The organism is Polyangium mundeleinium (assembly GCF_028369105.1).
In the GTDB taxonomy this organism is placed as follows: domain Bacteria; phylum Myxococcota_A; class Polyangia; order Polyangiales; family Polyangiaceae; genus Polyangium; species Polyangium mundeleinium.
In genome coordinates, this window is the sequence record NZ_JAQNDO010000001.1 from 524624 (window position 1) to 542184 (window position 17561).

A 17561-nucleotide genomic window follows, 5' to 3' on the forward strand; every position below is an offset into this window, starting at 1 on the left:
ATTCGACCTTTAATGGGGAGTCTATAGCCCCCGCACGCGGTTCGTCAAGCGCCCCAACGGCCGGCGACGCGGAGAACGCACTTGAGTCGTCACGTCTGGGACCGTTCCGCCCGTGGGGGCCTGTGGCGCGGCTGATTCAGGAGCGGTTTGGCGGGACCACGCAGCTCGTCGCGTTTCAACTGGCGCGGCACACGCAGCGGGATGGGGTCTGTCGCATGACCGCGCCGTTGATGGCGCGCATTACGAAGTACCACGAGGAAACCTGCCGCACCGCGCTCGCCGAAATCGTGACCACCGGATTGGTGAGCGCGAAGCGCACCCGGGACGGGTATGTGTACACGTGGAGCAGAGAGGCGTACACGGGCGGAGGTGTCGGGGTCAGGTCACGGAATTCGTGATACCGTGCCCGCACCATGAGCAAGGAACCGCACGCGAAGGAGACGGTGGCCCTCGTCGTTCGCCCGCGCGAGTGCGCCATCGGCCGCTTTCGCCTCCAGGTCACGGCGGGGCCCGATCGAGGCATCGAGCGCGTCTCGGACGGCGCCGAGCTTTCCGTGGGCACGGCCGCCGGCAACCACCTCGTCCTGACCGACGGCGCCGTCTCGCGTCACCATTGCGTGATCACCGTGACGGACCGCGGGTTTCTCGTGCGCGACCTCGGCAGCCGCAACGGCACGCGTGTCGCCGGCTTTCGTGTGGAAGGCGCCTACCTCGCCCCGGGCGCGGTGCTCGGCATCGGCAAATCGACGCTGCGCTTCGATCCGCTGCCGGACGAGATCGTCGAGCCGCTCGCCGACGAGGAGCGTTATGGCCGGATCCTCGGTCAGAGCATGGCGATGCGCAGGCTTTTTGCGGCCTTGCCGCGGATCGCCGCCTCGGACTCGACAGTGCTCATCGAGGGCGAGACCGGCACGGGCAAGGGGCTGCTCGCCGAGGTGATCCATCAAAAGAGCGCACGCGCGCAGGGGCCGTTTGTCGTGATCGATTGCAGCGCGATCCCGCCGACGTTGATCGAGGCCGAGCTCTTCGGTTACATGCGCGGGGCGTTCACGACGGCGCTGCAATCGCGCGCGGGCGCGTTCGAGGCGGCCGCGGGCGGGACAGTTTTTCTAGACGAACTTGGCGAGCTGCCGATCGACATGCAGCCGAAGTTGCTCCGGGCCCTCGAAGAGCGGCTCGTGCGGCGGATCGGGAGTCTCGATCCGGTCAAGCTCGACGTGCGGGTGATCGCCGCGACGAACCGTGACCTCCGGCAGGAGGTGAACCGCGGGACGTTCCGCTCGGATCTCTACTATCGGCTGAACATCGTGCGCATTCGATTGCCGCCGCTGCGGGAGCGGCGTGAGGACATTCCGCCGCTCGTGGCGCATTTCTACGAGCAATTCGCGCGGTCGGGCGATCCGCTGCCGCCGGCCGAGCTCGTGGCGGCGTTCACGAAGCAGGATTGGCCGGGGAATGTGCGGGAATTGCGCGCGGCGGTGGAGCGGGCGATCCTGATGGAGGACCAGGAGCTCTGGTTCGAGGCGACGCTCGGCGCGGCGCCTGGGTCGGAGCCCAAGGTGGCGGCGCCGCCCTCGGTCGATTACGAGGATGATCTCGCGCTTGGCTCGTTTCGCGCAGCGAAGGAGCGGGCGGTTGCGCGATGGGAGCGCGGGTACATCGAGACGCTGGTGCGGCAGAGCGGAGGCAATCTCTCCCGCGCGGCGCGCTCGGCGCACATGGATCGGAACCACCTGCGGGAGCTTTTGCGGCGGCACGGGATATCGGCCGTGGAGGAGTGACGCCGCGCGCCACCCTCATCGTTCCAGAAAGAAAAACCGCGGGTCGTTCGGGAATGCCGACCGCGGGAGATCCTGGCCTTCGAGCGTTTGTCTCGTGGCGACGACGCCTCGCACGGGACCCGGCGACCACGCGGGGACGTCGAGGAGGCCGCCGGGGAGGATCGTGCCGGTCTCGCTCGTGTGGAGGGCGCCGACGTGCGCGACGATGCCGAGGTCGGCAGGTTGTCCGGACAAGGGGCCCGCGAGGACGCGACGATAGGCGCGGACACACGCTTCGAGCACGCGTCGGGCGAACGGCGGGTCGGGCGGGGCGGGCGAGACGGCGAGCAGGTTTGTCGCGGTCTCCCGGGAGAGCACGAGGCCGGCCGCGGTGAGCTCGGCCGAGACGAGGGGCAGGCTCGTTTCGAGGGCCGTGAAGAGCGCCTCGTCGCCGTCCGCGAGCGCGGCCGGATCGGCGCGGAGCGAGACGGAGATGGCCATGGAGGGGCGGACGGAGGCGGCGTCGGGCTTCGGGTGTTGCGGGCTCGTCGCGGCGCCGCTCGCCGTCCGGAGTGCCCGGACGAACTCCGGCGCGGAGGCGTGGCGGCCCGCAGGATCGCGGCAAAGCGCGCGGAGGAGGGGCTCGTCGAGCGCGGGATCGACGGGAGCGCGTTCGCTCGGGCGAGGCGGTCGCGCGTGGAGGTGAATCTGGCGGACGACGGCGGTGGCCTGATCGCCGAACGGCGGTTTTCCCGTGAGCATGGCGAATGCGAGCGCGCCGAGGGCATACACGTCGGCGCGTGTATCGAGGGGTTGTCCGAGCACCTGCTCCGGCGCCATGAACGGGAGGGTGCCGAGCGTCGCGCGCGAGGCGGTGAGCGAGGGGCCGGCGCTGTCGAGGAGCTTGGCGACGCCGAAATCGAGGAGGACGACCCGGCCCTCGGTGCGGCCTTCGGCGAGGAAGACGTTCGAGGGCTTGATGTCGCGGTGGACGATGCCACGCGCGTGCGCGGCGGCGAGCGCGTCCGCGAGGGGTTCGAGGATGCCGAGGACCTCGTCGATCGGGAGCCGGCCGGCCGCGGCGAGGCGCGCGTCGAGGCTCTGGCCGGTGAGGAGTTCCATGGCGAAATAGGGGCGCCCGTCGGCGAGGCGGCCGAATTCGTGGACGCGGACGACGTTCGGGTGGGGGAGCTCGAAGATGATCGCCGCCTCGCGCTCGAAGCGCGGGATCGCCGTGGGGTCGGCGAAGAGCTCGGCGTGCATGACCTTCACCGCGGCGGTGCGGCCGGTGGGCGCGTGTGTCGCGCGGGCGACGAACCCGAAGCCGCCGCGGGCGATCACCGATTCGAGCCGATACGGGCCGGCATGAAGCTCGCCGCCAAGATCCGTCGAATCCATTCTACTTCGCACGGTACATCCTAGATCCCGTTCGGGCCGTCGTCGGGCACGGCGACGTCGATGTGCTCCATCGAGACACCGAGCGATTCCGCCTTTTTCGCCTCGCTCTTCCGCTTCGCCTCGAAGAGCCGGAGGCCCTTTTCGGTCACCATGCCGACGGGCGGCGCGTCCGGTGGGCGCATTTCCTCGGCGGACGTATGGGGTTTTTCCTCGCCCGCGCCCCGCGCGACGGCGAGCCTTTGCTCGAAATCCTTCTTCCACGCAGACAGATTGCGCAGCGGATAACTCGGGTCGCTCGGGTCGGTGATGATCGTCTCGACGACGGCGTCCATGGAGACGAAGACGGGCGAGAGCTCTTCCGGGTCGTAGGCCGCGCCTCGGTCGAAGAGGCCGCCGCAGATCGGACGGAGTGTGCAATGGGCGCAGGCGGGCGCGTAGATGTGCTCCCAGTCGGTCTGGCGGACGGTCTGCTTGTTGTCGAGGAAATGCACGATGCGCTCCTCGCCCTTCACGATCTTGCGGGTCTCGGTGCTCGCCCAGGCAAACTCGGTCATGTAGCAGAGCGGGACCTTTTCCACGCGAAACGTGCGGCCCGAGGCGTGGAGCTTGCGCATCGCGCGCTGGAGCGAGACCTCGAAATCGGCGAGGCGCGGCGTGAACTGCGCCTGGTTCACCTCGGCCCGGCCCATCGACGGGTCGAGGTTGTTCCACACGAAATGGCGCACGTACGGGTGATGCTCGATCCAGTGATCGATGTTCTCGTCGAGGTGATCCGCGTTCAGCTTGTTGATGACGCAGTTGACGTTGATCTCGATGCCATTGTCGTGCGCATTGCGCACCGCGGCGAACGCCTTCTCCAGCGTACCGTCCGTGCCGCGGAGGATCGCCTCCACGTCCGGGCGCACTGAATACACCGAGACGTGGACGAGCCGGACGCCCGCCTCGGCCACGGCACGCGCGAATTCAGGGTCCGCGAGCCGTGAGCCATTCGTGATCATCCGCACGTGGAGGCCTTGCGCGGAGGCATACGCCGCGATGCGCGGCAGCTCCGGGTGCAGCGTGGGCTCGCCGCCCGTGAGGATGACCCCGAAATACCCGCGCTTCACCAGATCGTCGACGAGCACCTTCATCGTGTCGAAGGTGTGCACGTAGGGCGTCGTGGGGTTCGAACAGAACCCGCAAAAATGGTTGCAATGCCGGACGACCTGGATGTAGCCGATGTTCGCCAAGCGAGATCTCCCGGATGTCGGGATGTAGAAGTTCGCAGGGGCCGGCGCGCCGCAAGGACGAGGGCCGCTCCGCATCGTACGGGAGGTGCTCGGGGGCGGCAACGGAGGGGAGAAGCGACGAGCCTCCGGTCTGCTACGTTCTCCGCCGTGGAGCACGACGTCCCGGTTGCCTTGCTCGCCCAGCTCCGTTCCACCTGGGAAGCCGAGATCCGTCCCTCCGCGCGCCGCACGCTCGTCGCGCTCGCCGCCGCCCTGCTGATCGGCCTCGCGCACCTCGCCCGCCGAGGGACCCCAGCCGTGCGAGCGACCGTGGCCTCGCTGCTCGCCGCGTTCTGCGTGTTTCTCGTGGTCCGCGCGATCGTGCTGCACCGGCGCCGGCAAGATCCAAGGCGCACGATCCTGGAGACGATCGGCCCGACGGACCCGGAGCTCGCCGCGGCGACGGTGCGAGGGCTCGGGCTCGTGGAGCAGACGGCGAAGGACGCGACGCGCGGGTCGGCGTCGCTCGCTCGGCTTCACCTCGCGCGTCTGCTGAGCCGCGCGTCGATGGAGCGCATCGCGGAGCGCGCGTCGGCCGCGGCGCGGAGGTGGTCCGTCGCGGGGCTCGTGTTCGCGCTCGTGGCCGTGTTCGGCGCGGCGATCGAGCAACGCGTGGTCGAAGGGCTCGACGTGCTCGTGGCGCGAAACGGCGAGGCGCCGCTGCCGCTCTCGTACCTCGAGGACGTGAACATCGTCGCGAAGCCGCCCGAGTACCTGCACCAGCACGGCCGGGTGATCGACACGTTCGAGGCGACGTCGTTGCCGCGCGGGACGATGCTCACCGTGCACGGTCGTCCGATGTTTCCGAGCCGCACGCTCGTGCTGACGGACGGCAAGGTCGAGGTGCCGTTCGCGTTCGACGGCGGGGGCGGCGTGGTGGCGCGGTGGGAGCTCGGTGAGACGGCGACGCTGCGGATCGCGGCGCGCTTCGGCGACGTGCGCATCGCGCAGGCCGACGAGCAAGAGGTGACGTCGATCCCGGACCTCGCGCCGAAGGTGCTGGTCGAGGACGCGCCACGCACGGTGCGGATGCTCGACGAGCCGGAGATCGTCGTGTCGTACGAGGCGACGGACGATCACGGCCTGCGCGAGGTGGATCTCGTGTACCGCTCGGGTGGGCGCGAGGCGCGGCGTGTGCTGTCGCGGCCGCAGGGAGATCCCAAGTCGGATCGAGGTTCGCACCGGATCGTCTTCGGCGGCGATGCGTTCTTCAAGCGCAACTTCCTGCCCGTGGAGATCACGGTCGAGGCGCGCGACAACGATCCGATCGTCGGGCCGAAGTGGGGCAAGAGCGCGGCCGTCGTGGTGATCCCGCCGCAGGTCGGCGAGCCGGAGGCGCTCCGGTACGAGGCGCTCGTGCGAGCGCGCGACGCGCTGACGGACCTCGTCGCGATGCGGCTCGTGGAGGACGCGCCGACAGGCAAGCAGAGCACCGAGCACGTGAAGAAGGAGCGCGATGCGCAAGAGAAGGCGCTCGGCGTGGTCGAGGAGGCGCTCGCCGGGACGTACGGCGGTTTGCGGTTCCCGCGTCGCGCGCTTGCGCTCGCGCGTGGGCAGCTTCGCAGGTTGGAGGTCGCGCTCGCGGAGGAGCAGAAGCAGCCGTCGGCCGTGACGCACCAGAAGCTCGTCGAGGAGAGCGAGGAGGTGCTGCTCGCGATCGACGCGGCCGCGCGCTCGCTCGGGACGTCGGATACACGCCGCGTGTCGAAGCGGCTCGCGACGGTCGCGGATGAAGCCGCGGAGGCGACGGCCGTGGCGGCAGGGCAACGCGGGAGCGATTCGGCGAACGGCGTGGCGCGGCTCGATGCGGCGGTGACGGTGCTCGATGGGGGAGGGAAGCAACTGCTGCGGCTCGGGCAGCTCGGGTTGGATCTCGGCGAGATCGTGGCGAACGGGCTCCGGCGGATCGATCGGGCGCGGAAGGCGAACGATCTGTTCCACGCGGAGCTGGCGGCACGGGACCTCGCGGCGCGGCTGCGAAATCCCGATCCGTCGTTCGCGGGTGGAGGCGGAAGCGGAAGCGGGAGTGGCACGGAGTCGGCCGCCGGTGGGGGTGGGACGGGCGATGGGGATCCTTCGAGCGCGGACGACGCGGCGGAGGCCGGCGAGCAGGAGCTCGAAGACCTGATCCGCGAGCACTCGAACGAGCTCGAAGACGTGGAGCAGGCCCTCGAACGTGCGTTCTCGCAGGACGAGCTCGACGAGCTGAAGGACGAGGCGAAGAAGCACGCCGAGGCGATCCGCGAGTCGATCAAGAATCTTCCGAGGCGCGCGGGCGAGCCGGGTTCGGCGACGGCCGCGGGCAAACAGGCGCGTGACCTCGCCGAGTCGATGGCGGACGCGCTGGAGCAAGGCCGGCCGCGCGACGCGGTGCAAAGCGGCAAGGAGGCGCTGCGCGCGCTCGAAGACGCGAAGAAGCGCGGGCAAGACGCCGATCAGTGGGACATGGGCGAGCAGAGCGCCGGTCGCGAGGCGGAGCGAGCACGGCCGGGCCTCTCCGAGGAGCTCGCGTGGGCGGAGCAGGCGCTCGAAAAGCTGCGCAAATCGGCCGCGGAGCGCGCGAAGGGCGATCTGGAGAAGAGCGGCAAGCGCGAGGCGCAGATGGCCGAGCGCGCGCGCAAGCTCGGGGAGAAGGGCGCGTCGGGCGACGGCAGCCTGCCCGAAGAGACGCTCGATTTGCTCGACCGCGCCGAGAAGAGCATGCGTGACGCCGAGCGCGCGCTCGCCGAGGGCGACGGCGAGGCGGGGCTCGAACATCAGCAGAACGCGCAGCGGCTCCTGGAGATGGCGCGCGGCGAGCGGAACAACGAGGAGAACGAGAGCAGCCAGGAGCGGCCCGAGTCGAGCGACGGGCGGTCGATGGCGAAGAAGGCGGACATCCCGGGCAAAGAAGGCCACAAGGGTCCCGACGCGTTCCGCAAGCGCGTGCTCGAAGGGCTCGGCGGCTCGTCGGATCCGCTGCTGAAGGAAGCCGTGAAGCGCTACGCGGAGGGGCTCCTGCGATGAGGTCGGTCGCGATGCGGAAGGTTGTGATGGGCGCGCTCGCGGTCGTGACGTCGATGAGCGTCGCGGCGTCGAGCGAGGCGTACGTGCCGCTGCTCGGTGATCTGGATCGGGCGCGGCGCGCGCGGGAAGCGACGCTGGAGCTCGACGTCGCGGCAGCGCGCAAGATCTTGGACGGCGCGGACACGTCGGACACGGCGCTCGCGCTCGAAACGGCGCGCCTTCGGCTCTACGAGGGCGACTGCGACGGGGCCGTGGCCGTGCTCTCGCGGCCGGACCTGACGAACCGGCCGGAGGCGATGGACCTCGGCGACGTGTCGCGTGGATGCGCGCGCGCGACGGCCGGGACGTTGACGGTGCGCGACGACGAGCGCGGCGTCGTCGTGCGGCTGCAGGACGACGAGGATCGCGCGCTCGTGCCGCTGATCGTCGATGTGGCGCTGCGGGCACGCGAGAACCTGGCGAAGGACCTCGGCGTGGAGCTGCCTTTGCCGATGCGGATCGATCTCGTGCGAGATCAGTTCACGCTCGCGGCGATGACGGGTTTGCCCGAGGAGGCGGCGCAGACGACGGGCACGGTGGCCGTGGCGAAGTGGGGGCGCGTGACGATGATCTCGCCGCGCGCGACGACGAACGGCTACGCGTGGCTCGACACGCTGGCGCACGAGCTGACGCACCTCGCGCTCACGCGCGGCACGCGCGACAAGGCGCCGCTCTGGCTGCAGGAGGGCGTGGCGAAGCGGCAAGAGGTGCGGTGGCGCGAGAAGGAGCCGCTCGACGATTTCCCGCCGATCGACGTGGTCGCGCGCGTGGGCCTCGACAAGGGGCTCGGCGTGGAGCTCGACAAGATCGGGCCGTCCATCGCGATGCTACCGTCGGCGGAGCAGGCGCAGGTGGCGTTCGCCGAGGTGGCGAGCTTCGTGCGGTACTGGGCGCGCGAGGCAGGAGACGAGGCGCTGCCGCAGCTCGTGGTGCGGCTCAAGGCGGCCGAGAGCTCGAAGGACTTCGAACAGGCGATCGCCGAGGTGAGCGCCGCAGACTTCCAGACGTGGGTGAAGCGCTGGCGCGCGCACATCACGAGCCTGCCGAAGGACCTGCCGCAGGAGCTCGAGCCCGGCGCGATGCCAGCGAACGTGAAGGAGATCGCGCGGCGCATTCGTCTCGGTGAGCTTCTGCAGGGCCGAGGGCACGCGCGCGCGGCGTCGATCGAGCGGGCGCGCGCGCACGCGCTCATCCCGCACGAGGCCTCCGTGCGATGCCACCTCGCGGAGTCGTTGCTCGCGATGGGCGACACGCAGAACGCCGCGCCGCTCGTGGAGCGCATCGACGACGTGTACAACCGCTTCGGGCGGTGGCACTCGCTGAACGGACTCCTGCACCCGGACACGAGTGATCTCGATCGCCCGTTCCGTTTCGGCATCGCGCTCGATCCGCTCGAGCCCGCGGTGGCGTGCGAGGAGAAGGCCGCGCCGGAGCTTCCGAAGGACGCGATCCGCGCGGCGATCTGCGAGGCCGCGCGCCGCATGCCTCGCTAGGAACGTCCGTCAGTCGTCGTCGCCGCGGCTGTGCGAGCCGCCGAGGAGCGAGTCCGGCCCGCGCGAGGTCGGGCCTCCGCCGTGGCGGCGCGAGAGGGCGCGCGCGATCGTGTTTCGACCGACGCCGAGCCTGCGCGCGGCCTCGGTCTTGTTGCCGTCACACGCGGCCACGACCGAGCCAACGTACCGCTCGATCGCGTCGTCGAGCGAGAGGTGGAGCGGCAGGCGGACCTCCTCCTCGCCGCTCGATCGTCCATCGGAGATCGTCGTCGGGCGCCTGCGTTGGGGTAGGTGCGCCGGCGTGATGCGGCCGTCGGGCGCGAGGGCGATCGCGCTCTCGATCCAGTGCTCGAGCTCGCGCACGTTGCCCGGCCAGGTGTGGCTGCCGATGGCCAGGAGCGCGGCCGGATCGAACGTGGGGCTCGGCCGGCTGTAGCGCTGCGCATAGACGTCGGCGAAGTGCCGCGCGAGCGCCTCGATCTCCTCACGCCCGCGCGTCCGGAGCGGCGGCAGCTCGATCTCCACGACACGCACGCGGTAGTAGAGGTCCTCTCGGAAGCGTCCCTCGGCGACGGCGGTCTCCAGATCGCGGTGCGTCGCGCACACGACGCGCACGTCGCCGCGCATCGTGTTGCGCCCGCCGACCCGCTCGAACGTACGATCTTGAAGGAATCGGAGGAGCTTGCCCTGGATGTCGAGCGGCAGGTCGCCGAGCTCGTCGAGGAACAAGGTGCCGCCTTCGGCGAGCTCGACCTTGCCCGGGACGCGCCGATCGGCGCCGGTGAACGCGCCACGCTCGTGGCCGAAGAGCTCGCTCTCGACGAGCTGCGCGGGCAGGGTCGTGCAGTCGACCGTGACGAACGGGCGCGCCTGGCGCCGCGAGTTCACGTGGATGGCGCGGGCGAACAGGCCCTTGCCGGTGCCCGTCTCGCCACGCAAAAGCACCGTCGCGTCGGTCTGCGCGGCGAGCTGGATCTTCTCGTAGACGGCCGTGATCGGCGCGCTGCGGCCGACGATGCGGTTGAAGGGCCCTTGCAGCACGAGGCCGGGGTTTCCCCCGTCGGCCGCGCGCAGCGTGGTCATCGTGAACGCGCGGGCGAGCTGGCTCGCGAGCGCGACGAGGTACCGCTCGTCCTCGTCGTCGAAGCTGCCACCGACCTGCTTGTTGAGGAGCTGCACCACGCCGCGCACCGGCGCGCGCGCCTCCTCGCGGATCGGCGCGACCAGCATCGAGCGCGTCGTGTAGCCCGTGGCCCGGTCCGCCGTCGGATCGAAGCGCGCGTCGGTCGAGGCGTCGTCGACGCGCACGACCTCACCCGTGCGGGCCACGTATCCCGCGATGCCGCGGCCGAGCGGGAGCCTCAGCGCAGGCAGCTCGGGCAGGAGTGCCACGCGCGTCACGAGGTCGCCTTGCTCGGCGTCGACGAGCCAGATCGTCGCGCGGTCGGCGAACATCGCCTGGGCGAGGCGTTCGCACGCGGTGCCGAGGAGCGCGTCGAGGTCGACCTCGCGCGCGAGGAGCGATGCGAGATCAACGAGGAGAGAGAGGCGCGACATGGAGCCTGGGGCGAGCTCGAGCATAAGGTGCCACGCCGCCGCCGTCACCATCGACGGCTCGTCTCGGACACGGAGCGCGGGAAGGCCCATCAGGCCGCCCTGGCGATGGAGTCGAGGCCGATGACCATGCCCTCGCGCGCGGCGACGGCGTTCGGGAAGAGCTCACGCGTCCTCTGCTCGAGGTCCGCGACCCCCGCGTCCGAGCGGCGCGGGTCGTGGTGGAACAGCACGTACTGCCCGACCCCCGCGGCCTTCGCGAGCTCCACGCCGGCCACGTACGTCGAGTGACCCCAGCCGACCTTGGAGTTGCCCGGCGCCGTGCCGCGGTACTCGTCGGGCGTGTACTGCGAGTCGTAGATCAGGACGTCGGCGCCCCGCGAGAGCGCGTAGAGCTCGGGATCGATACACGCGAAGTGCTCGGTGTCCGTCGCGTACACGACGCTCCGGCCGTTCCAGTCGAGGCGGTAGGCGAACGAGCCGCCCGGGTGGTTCTGCCGCGCCACGCGGACGACGACGTCGTTGATCTGAAAGCGCTCGCCGCTGCGGACCTCGCGCCAGTCGATCTTCGCGCCGAGCTGGTCGAGCCGCACCGGGAACACCGGCGCCGTCATCTGGTAGGCGAGCGCGTCGCGCAGCGACATCACGCCGTTCGCGCTGCCGATCACCTGGATCTGCGACGACGGCACGTACGCAGGGACGAAGAAGGGGATGCCCTGGATGTGGTCCCAGTGGACGTGCGAGAGGAGCAGCGACGCCTCGACCGACCCCTCGCGCAGGAGCTTGTCGCCGAGCGCGCGGATGCCCGTGCCCGCGTCGAGGATGATCTTCGTCGAGCCGCAGCGGACCTCGACGCAGCTCGTGTTGCCGCCGACGCCGATCGTGTCCGGACCCGGAGAAGCAATGCTGCCGCGAACACCCCAGAACGTGATCTCCATGTGATGCCTCCTCGTCGTTGCCTTCGACGCTTCCCCTTTGCGAGGAGCGTGCCGTCGCGAAATCCCGCCCTTTTCCCGCGGATCGCGAGGAGAGGCCTCCGGCACTGCACCAAGACCGAGCGGTGCCGCGCCGAAACGGATCGCCCCCGCCCGCGGCGCCCGCCTCCGGGCGCCCGTCCACGTTGACGAGGCGGAGAGGGGCCGTCATGTTGGTCCGAACACACGCGCGCCTCACGAGCCAGACGTCCGAGCGTACACAGCCTTGCGTCAGGCAGCAGGGTCGTACGAGTGAAACCCCGTGAAAACCTGTGCCGCGGTCGCGCTCCGCCGTTGACCCTAATCCCGCCCGGTGCCTAAGCTCCGCCAGGCCGACTTTTTCCGATCTCAACGATGATCGCTACGTACGCTGCCGCTCAGATCCTGCGTGTGCTCCCGCGCGAGCGCATTACCAAGGCCGTAGGCCGGCTTTGCGACCTCCCGATGCCCCAAGCGGTCACGTCCGCTGTGGTCGGGATCTACGCCCGCGCCTATCGTGTCGACATGGCCGAAGCCGTGACCCCCGACGGGGGCTTCTCGTCCTTCGACGCCTTCTTCACGCGCCCGTTACGCGACGGCGCGCGTCCTCTCTGCCCCGACGAGGGCGCCCTCGTCAGCCCCGCCGACGGGCGCATCGACTCGTTCGGGATCATCGAACGAGACGGAGTCTTCCGGGTGAAGGGCAAGGACTACACTGCCCTCGACCTCGTCGGCGACGCCGACGACGCGCGCCGCTACGAGGGCGGCCAGTTCGCGATCGTCTACCTGAGCCCACGCGACTACCACCGCGTGCACGCTCCCGCGGGCGGTACGATCTCGCTCGTGCGCTCGTTCCCCGGCGAGTACTTCCCGGTCAACTCGGTCGGCGAGATGCACGTGCCGAAGCTCTTCTCGGTGAACCGCCGCGTCTCGATCTGCATCGACACGGAGGCGCACGGGCGCGTCACCGTGGTGATGGTCGCCGCGATGATCGTCGGTCGTATCACGGTGAGCGGGATCGACGCGCGCGACGTTCCCTTCGGCGAGCACCGGCTCGAGCCGGGGTACGCCGTCAAGCGCGGGGACGAGATCGGCATGTTCCATCTCGGCTCGACCGCCGTCATCTTCGTCGAGCCAGGCAAGGCCCGTCCCTGGGGGATCCAGGGCGGTCCGATTCGGATGGGCGAGTCGCTGCACGGAGCAGACAGCCGATGAACGACACACCTCCCCGCGGGATTGAAGATTCCACGGCGACGCAAACCTCGAACGGGATCGACGGGCACCCTCCCGGCGTCTCGGGCGTCGCCGGTGCCGCGGGGAGCGTGGACGGGGGATCGCCACGCCCCCTTCCGCCCCGCCCGGGGGGCAGCGTCCCGGCGCCGCCGCGCCCCTCGCGCGTGCCCGTGAGCGGCTCGTCTCCGCCGCCGCGCCCGAACACCAACGTCCCGCCGCCCCGCGCGTCGAACCCGCCCGCCGCGCCCGCCGTGTCCGCCGTGCCTCCCGCGCCTGCCGTTCCTCAGATCGAAACGTCCACGGAGACGCCGGCCGCCGCCGCCGCGGAGCCGGACCGTGCGGCGTCCCCGCCGCTGCCGCGCCGTCGCTCGCGCCGCGCGGTGAAGACCGAGGACGACACGATGCCCGCGTCCGAGGGGCAACCCGCGCTGCTGGACGACACGGCGACGCCGGGGCCGGAGCCCGTGGCCGAAGCCGCGCCGCCCGAGCCGCTCCCTGCGCCGGGTGCGAGCGACGCCGAGGTCATCCAGCCGATGCGGATCCTCTCGGTCGGCGACGATCTGCCGCCCGTCAAGGTCTATTCGGAGCCGCCGCCCGCGATGCCCGCGGCGGAGGCGACGTCGAAGCCGCGGGGCTCGTGGGTCCCGCCGGCCAAGCTCCCCGGGGAGGAGCTCGTCGAGGAGGGCTGGACGCCGCGCCCGCCCGAGGTCGCGGTCATCACCGCGCAGTTCGCGGCCGAGCAGGCGCAGACCGTGGCGTTCGCGCCGCCGCCCGCCGCTCCGCCTCGCCCCGCGATGGATACGCCGGTCACGCCGATCGAGGCGCTCGAGGCGGCCCCGCGGAAAAAGCCGCTCGAATCGGCGCCGGAGCTCGTGGTCGAGGTCGCCGAGGAGGAGGCGGACGACGACGTCGTCTCCGCGGTCGCCGAGGAGGCCAGGGCGGACGAGGTCGATGCGTTCGAGGAGATCGAGCCCGAGCGTGTCTCCGAGGCGAAGGGGTCTGCTCCCACCGACGCGCAGCAGGCGTCCGCGCCCAAGAAGCCGCCGCCCCCGCCGCCGCCGCCGAGACGTCAAGCGCCGACGGTCCCCGACGTCGTGCCGGCCGCTGCGGCGACCTCGCTCCCGCCGCCGAAGGGCCCGCCGCCTCCGCCCGCCGCGCAGGCGACCCCGCCGCCTGCGGCCTCGGCGCCTTCCAAGCCGATCAGCCTGCCCGAGCCGAGCCGCCGCCGTCAGCGCCCCTGGTGGGAGGACCTCTTCGACGACGACATGATCCGCACGATGGATCGCACCGACGCCAAGGTGATCCGTCGCGAGGCTGATTTCATCGAATCGTGCCTCGGCCTGGAGAAGGGCGCGACGATCCTCGACCTCGCCTGCGGCACCGGCCAGCATGCCGTGGAGCTCGCGAGCCGCGGATATGGCGTCGTCGGCTACGACCTCTCGCTCAACATGCTCGCGCTCGCGGCCGACGAGGCGCAGGGCCGCGCACAAAAGCTCAATTTCCTGCAGGGCGACATGCGGGAAATGGCGTTCGACCAGGTCTTCGACGGCCTGTATTGCTGGTCGACGAGCTTTGGGTATTTCGACGACGAGAAGAACCTCGACGTCCTCCGTCGCATGCACCGCGCTTTGCGCATCGGCGGCATCCTCGTCCTCGACATCATCAACCGTGATTACGTGGCCCCTCGCCAGCCGAGCCTCGTCTGGTTCGAGGGCGACGGCTGCGTGTGCATGGATGAGATGCAGGTCGATTTCTTCTCGAGCCGCCTCAAGGTCAAGCGCACGGCCATGTTCGACGACGGCCGCGCGCGTGAAATCGAGTATTCGCTCCGCCTCTACGCCTTGCACGAGATCGGCAAGATGATGCACGACGCCGATTTCAAGGTCGTCGAGGTCACCGGCCACCCCGCGCATCCGGGCGTCTTTTTCGGCTCGGAGTCGCCGCGGCTCGTCATCGTGGCCGAGCGCAAGTGAACCTCGAAGCGGCGCTCGGTCAGGCCCTGCCGAACCTCACGGTCTCGGCCTCGCCGGTCGATCGCATCGCGTACGCGCGTGACCTCTGGCCGCGCCATCACCTCGCCGTCTCCGACGGTCGCATCGCCGAGCACCGGCCCGGCGTGGTCGTCTGGCCAAACACGACGGAGGACGTCGCCTCCGTCGTCCGTTTCTGCGCCAAGGAAGGCATTCCGCTCGTCCCGTTCGGCGCGGGCTCGGGCGTGTGCGGCGGCGTCTTGCCGGATGAACGCACGGTCGTCCTTGATCTGAAACGCCTCGATCGCGTCCGGCGGCTCGACGCCGAGGCGGGCGTGCTCGACGTCGAGGCCGGCGCGCTGGGGATCCGCCTGGAGGAGGATCTCAATGCGGCGGGCCATACGCTCGGCCATTTCCCCTCGTCGATCCTCTGCTCGACGGTCGGCGGCTGGGTCGCGGCCCGCAGCGCGGGGCAATGCTCCGGGCTGTACGGCAAGATCGAGGACATGGTCGCCTCGCTCGAATGCGTCGTCGGCGAAGGCGAGATCGTTCGCTTCGATCGCCGCCTCCACGGACCCGACGCGACGCCGCTCATCATCGGCAGCGAGGGCGTGCTCGGCGTGGTCACCTCCGCGCGGCTCCGGCTGCACGCCGCCCCGGCGGCGCGCGCGTTCGGCGCGTTTTCGTTCCCCACGGTCGAGGCCGGCTGGGAGGCGATGCGGCAGATGTTCCAGAGCGGGATCCGCCCCGCCGTCGCGCGCCTCTACGACGTGTTCGATTCGTTCATCGCCCGGCTCGGATCCGTGCGCCGGGGCAAACATGCCGGGCCGAAAAAGACGCTCGAAGAGAGGGGCGAGGGCGCCGGGTTTGGCGCGGCCGTCCTGCGACGGATCCTGCGCCGTCCGGGCGTGCTCAATCGGATCGTCGACGCGGCGCCGTCGGATTGGCTCGGCGGCGCCACGTTGATCCTCGTCTTCGAGGGGCAAGCCGCGCAGAGCGAGGCGGATTTTGCCCGGGCGAAGCAAATCGCGCTCGCGAGCGGCGCGCGCGACCTCGGCGAGGGGCCGGCGCGGCATTGGCTCTCGCATCGGTACAGCGTGAGTTATCGGCAATCGCCGGTCTTCATGGCCGGTGCCTTCAGCGACACGATGGAGGTCGCGGCCCCGTGGTCGCGCCTCGGCGAGCTTTACCGCGCGGTCCGCGAGGCGCTCGGCAAGAACGTCTTCGTCATGGCGCACCTCTCGCACGCCTATCCGGACGGCTGCAGCATCTATTTCACGTTCGCCGGCAGCGCGCCCACGCCCGCGGCGATGGAATCCATCTACGATTGGACCTGGCGCACCGCGCTCGACGCGGCGATCGGCGCGGGCGGCACGCTTTCGCATCACCACGGCGTCGGGCGCAGCAAGGCGCCGCGCCTCGGGGCCGAGCTCGGCCGCGGCATCGACGTCGTGCACGCCCTGCGGCACGTCCTCGACCCGCGCGGCATCATGAACCCCGGCAACCTCCTGCCGCGTGATCCGCCCGAACGCCGCCCCGTCCCGCCGCCGCCCCAAAGCCTCACGCTCGACCGCGCCTCGCTCCTCGTCCATGCGAGCGGCGAGGCCACGCTCGCCGACGTGGAGACGTTCCTCGCGCGGTCTGGGCTCACGCTCGGGCTCGGCAAAGGCGCGCCTGACCTCGCCGCGACGACCGTGGATGCCTGGCTCTCGCGGGGTGCCCCCGGCGCGCCCGATCCGTGGCTCGATCCGGCCGATCACCTCGTCGCCGGCTTCACTGCGCGCCTTCGCTCCGGCGTCGAATTCGAGGTGCGCCCGTCGCCGCGCCGCGCCGTCGGCCCCGACCTCTTCGCGCTCTTCTTCGGTATGAACGGCCGCGCCGGCGTGATCCGCTCGGCGCATTTGCGCGCGCATTCCCGCGATCCGCTCACCCGCCCGCACCCGCTCGACGCGCGCCTCGAACGCAATCCGCCGCTCGGGGAGGTCGAGGCGGCCTGGATCGATCGAATGGCCGAGGCCGCCTCGCGCGTCGATTGACGGGGACGTCCCTCAATAAGGGACGATCACGTGGTACACGAAATCGTATTCGACCTTCGGCGGCGGCACGTCCCGGAAGCCGAGGTGCATCTCACCGCTCGCTTGCTCGTAGGCGCCCGTGCCGCCCGTGATGGCGAGCTCGGACTCCTCCGTGTCATAGAACGGCCCAGCGACCGAGATCTGGCCGTCCTCGAGGAACATCGTCCATTCGCACTCCCAGGACTTCCCGACCTCGGTGCGGATGCAATACCCCTGGTCGGTGGCGACCTGCTTTGCGTTCGCCTTGTCGAAGACCGGGTTCGCGAACGTGAGGATGTCGCCGACCGAATCCACCTTCTCCGCGTCGGTGTGCGTGACCGTCTCGTTTTCGACGTGCTCGACGAGCTCGATCGTCTTCCTGACGTAGTGGGGCGCCGGCTGCCCGTTGCTCTCGTCGCCGCAGCCCACGAGCGTGGTCGATACGGCCAGGCAAACCATAAAGAATGCTCTACGCATCGTCTTCCTCGCCTCGATCAGCCCGGCGGCCACGCGAGCAGCCGGCCTCCGAGCACGTGCACGTGGACGTGATGCACGGTCTGCCCCGCGTGCTGGCCGTGATTGATGACGACGCGGAAACCCGATTGCAAAAGCCCCGCGTCCTCGGCGATGCGCCGCGCCGCGACGAGGAGCTTGCCGAGCACCAGCGCGTGCTCGTCGGTCACGTCGCCGATCCCCGTGATGTGCTGCTTGGGAATCACGAGGACGTGGATCGGCGCTACGGGGTTGATGTCGTGGAACGCGACGAGATCATCATCCTCGAGCACGATCCTCGCCGGGATCTCTTTCTTCGCGACCTTGCAGAAGATGCACAT

The 17561-nt window shown here is 70.4% G+C and carries 12 protein-coding genes; 6 read left to right on the plus strand and 6 right to left on the minus strand.

Annotation, left to right across the window (positions count from 1 at the left end):
* Window positions 1-413 precede the first annotated feature (413 nt).
* Window positions 414-1781 carry a sigma 54-interacting transcriptional regulator gene (locus POL67_RS02260; RefSeq protein ID WP_271915069.1) on the plus strand — a complete coding sequence of 456 codons (1368 nt, stop codon included), beginning with the start codon at window positions 414-416 and terminating at the stop codon, window positions 1779-1781.
* A gap of 15 nt (window positions 1782-1796) precedes the next feature.
* Here POL67_RS02260 and POL67_RS02265 read toward each other — a convergent pair whose 3' ends face one another.
* Both POL67_RS02265 and POL67_RS02270 read right to left on the minus strand, forming a co-directional pair.
* The gene (locus tag POL67_RS02265) at window positions 1797-3170 is read right to left on the minus strand and encodes a serine/threonine-protein kinase (protein WP_271915071.1); all 1374 of its coding nucleotides are present in this window, start codon (window positions 3168-3170) and stop codon (window positions 1797-1799) included.
* Between the two features lie 8 nt (window positions 3171-3178).
* On the minus strand, window positions 3179-4387 hold the full coding sequence (locus tag POL67_RS02270) for a radical SAM protein (RefSeq protein ID WP_271915073.1): 1209 nt from the start codon (window positions 4385-4387) through the stop codon (window positions 3179-3181).
* A gap of 147 nt (window positions 4388-4534) precedes the next feature.
* Here POL67_RS02270 and POL67_RS02275 point away from each other — a divergent pair, with 147 nt between their 5' ends.
* Window positions 4535-7432, plus strand: coding sequence for a DUF4175 family protein (locus tag POL67_RS02275; RefSeq protein ID WP_271915075.1), 2898 nt, complete (start codon window positions 4535-4537; stop codon window positions 7430-7432).
* Between the two features lie 11 nt (window positions 7433-7443).
* A complete protein-coding gene (locus tag POL67_RS02280; protein WP_271915077.1) occupies window positions 7444-8964 on the plus strand; it encodes a hypothetical protein in 1521 nt (506 codons plus the stop codon).
* A gap of 9 nt (window positions 8965-8973) precedes the next feature.
* Here the strand turns inward: POL67_RS02280 and POL67_RS02285 are convergent, their stop codons facing one another.
* Window positions 8974-10521, minus strand: a complete 1548-nt coding sequence (locus POL67_RS02285; protein WP_271915079.1) for a sigma-54-dependent Fis family transcriptional regulator — start codon at window positions 10519-10521, stop codon at window positions 8974-8976.
* Between the two features lie 89 nt (window positions 10522-10610).
* Complete coding sequence (locus tag POL67_RS02290; protein WP_271915080.1) at window positions 10611-11456, minus strand: MBL fold metallo-hydrolase; 846 nt, start codon at window positions 11454-11456, stop codon at window positions 10611-10613.
* Between the two features lie 390 nt (window positions 11457-11846).
* On the opposite strand from POL67_RS02290, the gene asd reads away from it, so the two are divergent.
* The 3 genes from asd to POL67_RS02305 are packed head-to-tail and all read left to right on the plus strand — an operon-like array spanning window position 11847 to window position 16710.
* A complete protein-coding gene (gene asd, locus POL67_RS02295) occupies window positions 11847-12686 on the plus strand; it encodes an archaetidylserine decarboxylase (RefSeq protein ID WP_271915082.1) in 840 nt (279 codons plus the stop codon).
* Window positions 12683-14677 (plus strand): methyltransferase domain-containing protein, encoded by a 1995-nt coding sequence (locus POL67_RS02300; protein ID WP_271915084.1) that lies wholly within the window; start codon window positions 12683-12685, stop codon window positions 14675-14677. The genes asd and POL67_RS02300 overlap by 4 nt, the downstream gene beginning before the upstream one ends.
* Complete coding sequence (locus POL67_RS02305; RefSeq protein WP_271915086.1) at window positions 14674-16710, plus strand: FAD-binding oxidoreductase; 2037 nt, start codon at window positions 14674-14676, stop codon at window positions 16708-16710. The genes POL67_RS02300 and POL67_RS02305 overlap by 4 nt, the downstream gene beginning before the upstream one ends.
* Before the next feature lie 12 nt (window positions 16711-16722).
* Here the strand turns inward: POL67_RS02305 and POL67_RS02310 are convergent, their stop codons facing one another.
* Both POL67_RS02310 and POL67_RS02315 read right to left on the minus strand, forming a co-directional pair.
* Complete coding sequence (locus POL67_RS02310) at window positions 16723-17205, minus strand: dirigent protein (RefSeq protein WP_271915088.1); 483 nt, start codon at window positions 17203-17205, stop codon at window positions 16723-16725.
* A gap of 17 nt (window positions 17206-17222) precedes the next feature.
* Window positions 17223-17561: a histidine triad nucleotide-binding protein gene (locus POL67_RS02315; protein ID WP_271915090.1), complete on the minus strand. Its 339-nt coding sequence runs from the start codon at window positions 17559-17561 to the stop codon at window positions 17223-17225.

Coding starts and splice junctions, on each gene's coding strand:
- POL67_RS02260 (WP_271915069.1), top strand. CDS start 414: ATGAGCAAGGAACCGCACGCGAAGGAGACGGTGGCCCTCGTCGTTCGC.
- POL67_RS02280 (WP_271915077.1), top strand. CDS start 7,444: ATGCGGAAGGTTGTGATGGGCGCGCTCGCGGTCGTGACGTCGATGAGC.
- POL67_RS02285 (WP_271915079.1), bottom strand. CDS start 10,521: ATGTCGCGCCTCTCTCTCCTCGTTGATCTCGCATCGCTCCTCGCGCGC.
- POL67_RS02290 (WP_271915080.1), bottom strand. CDS start 11,456: ATGGAGATCACGTTCTGGGGTGTTCGCGGCAGCATTGCTTCTCCGGGT.
- asd (WP_271915082.1), top strand. CDS start 11,847: ATGATCGCTACGTACGCTGCCGCTCAGATCCTGCGTGTGCTCCCGCGC.
- POL67_RS02300 (WP_271915084.1), top strand. CDS start 12,683: ATGAACGACACACCTCCCCGCGGGATTGAAGATTCCACGGCGACGCAA.
- POL67_RS02310 (WP_271915088.1), bottom strand. CDS start 17,205: ATGCGTAGAGCATTCTTTATGGTTTGCCTGGCCGTATCGACCACGCTC.
- POL67_RS02315 (WP_271915090.1), bottom strand. CDS start 17,561: ATGTGCATCTTCTGCAAGGTCGCGAAGAAAGAGATCCCGGCGAGGATC.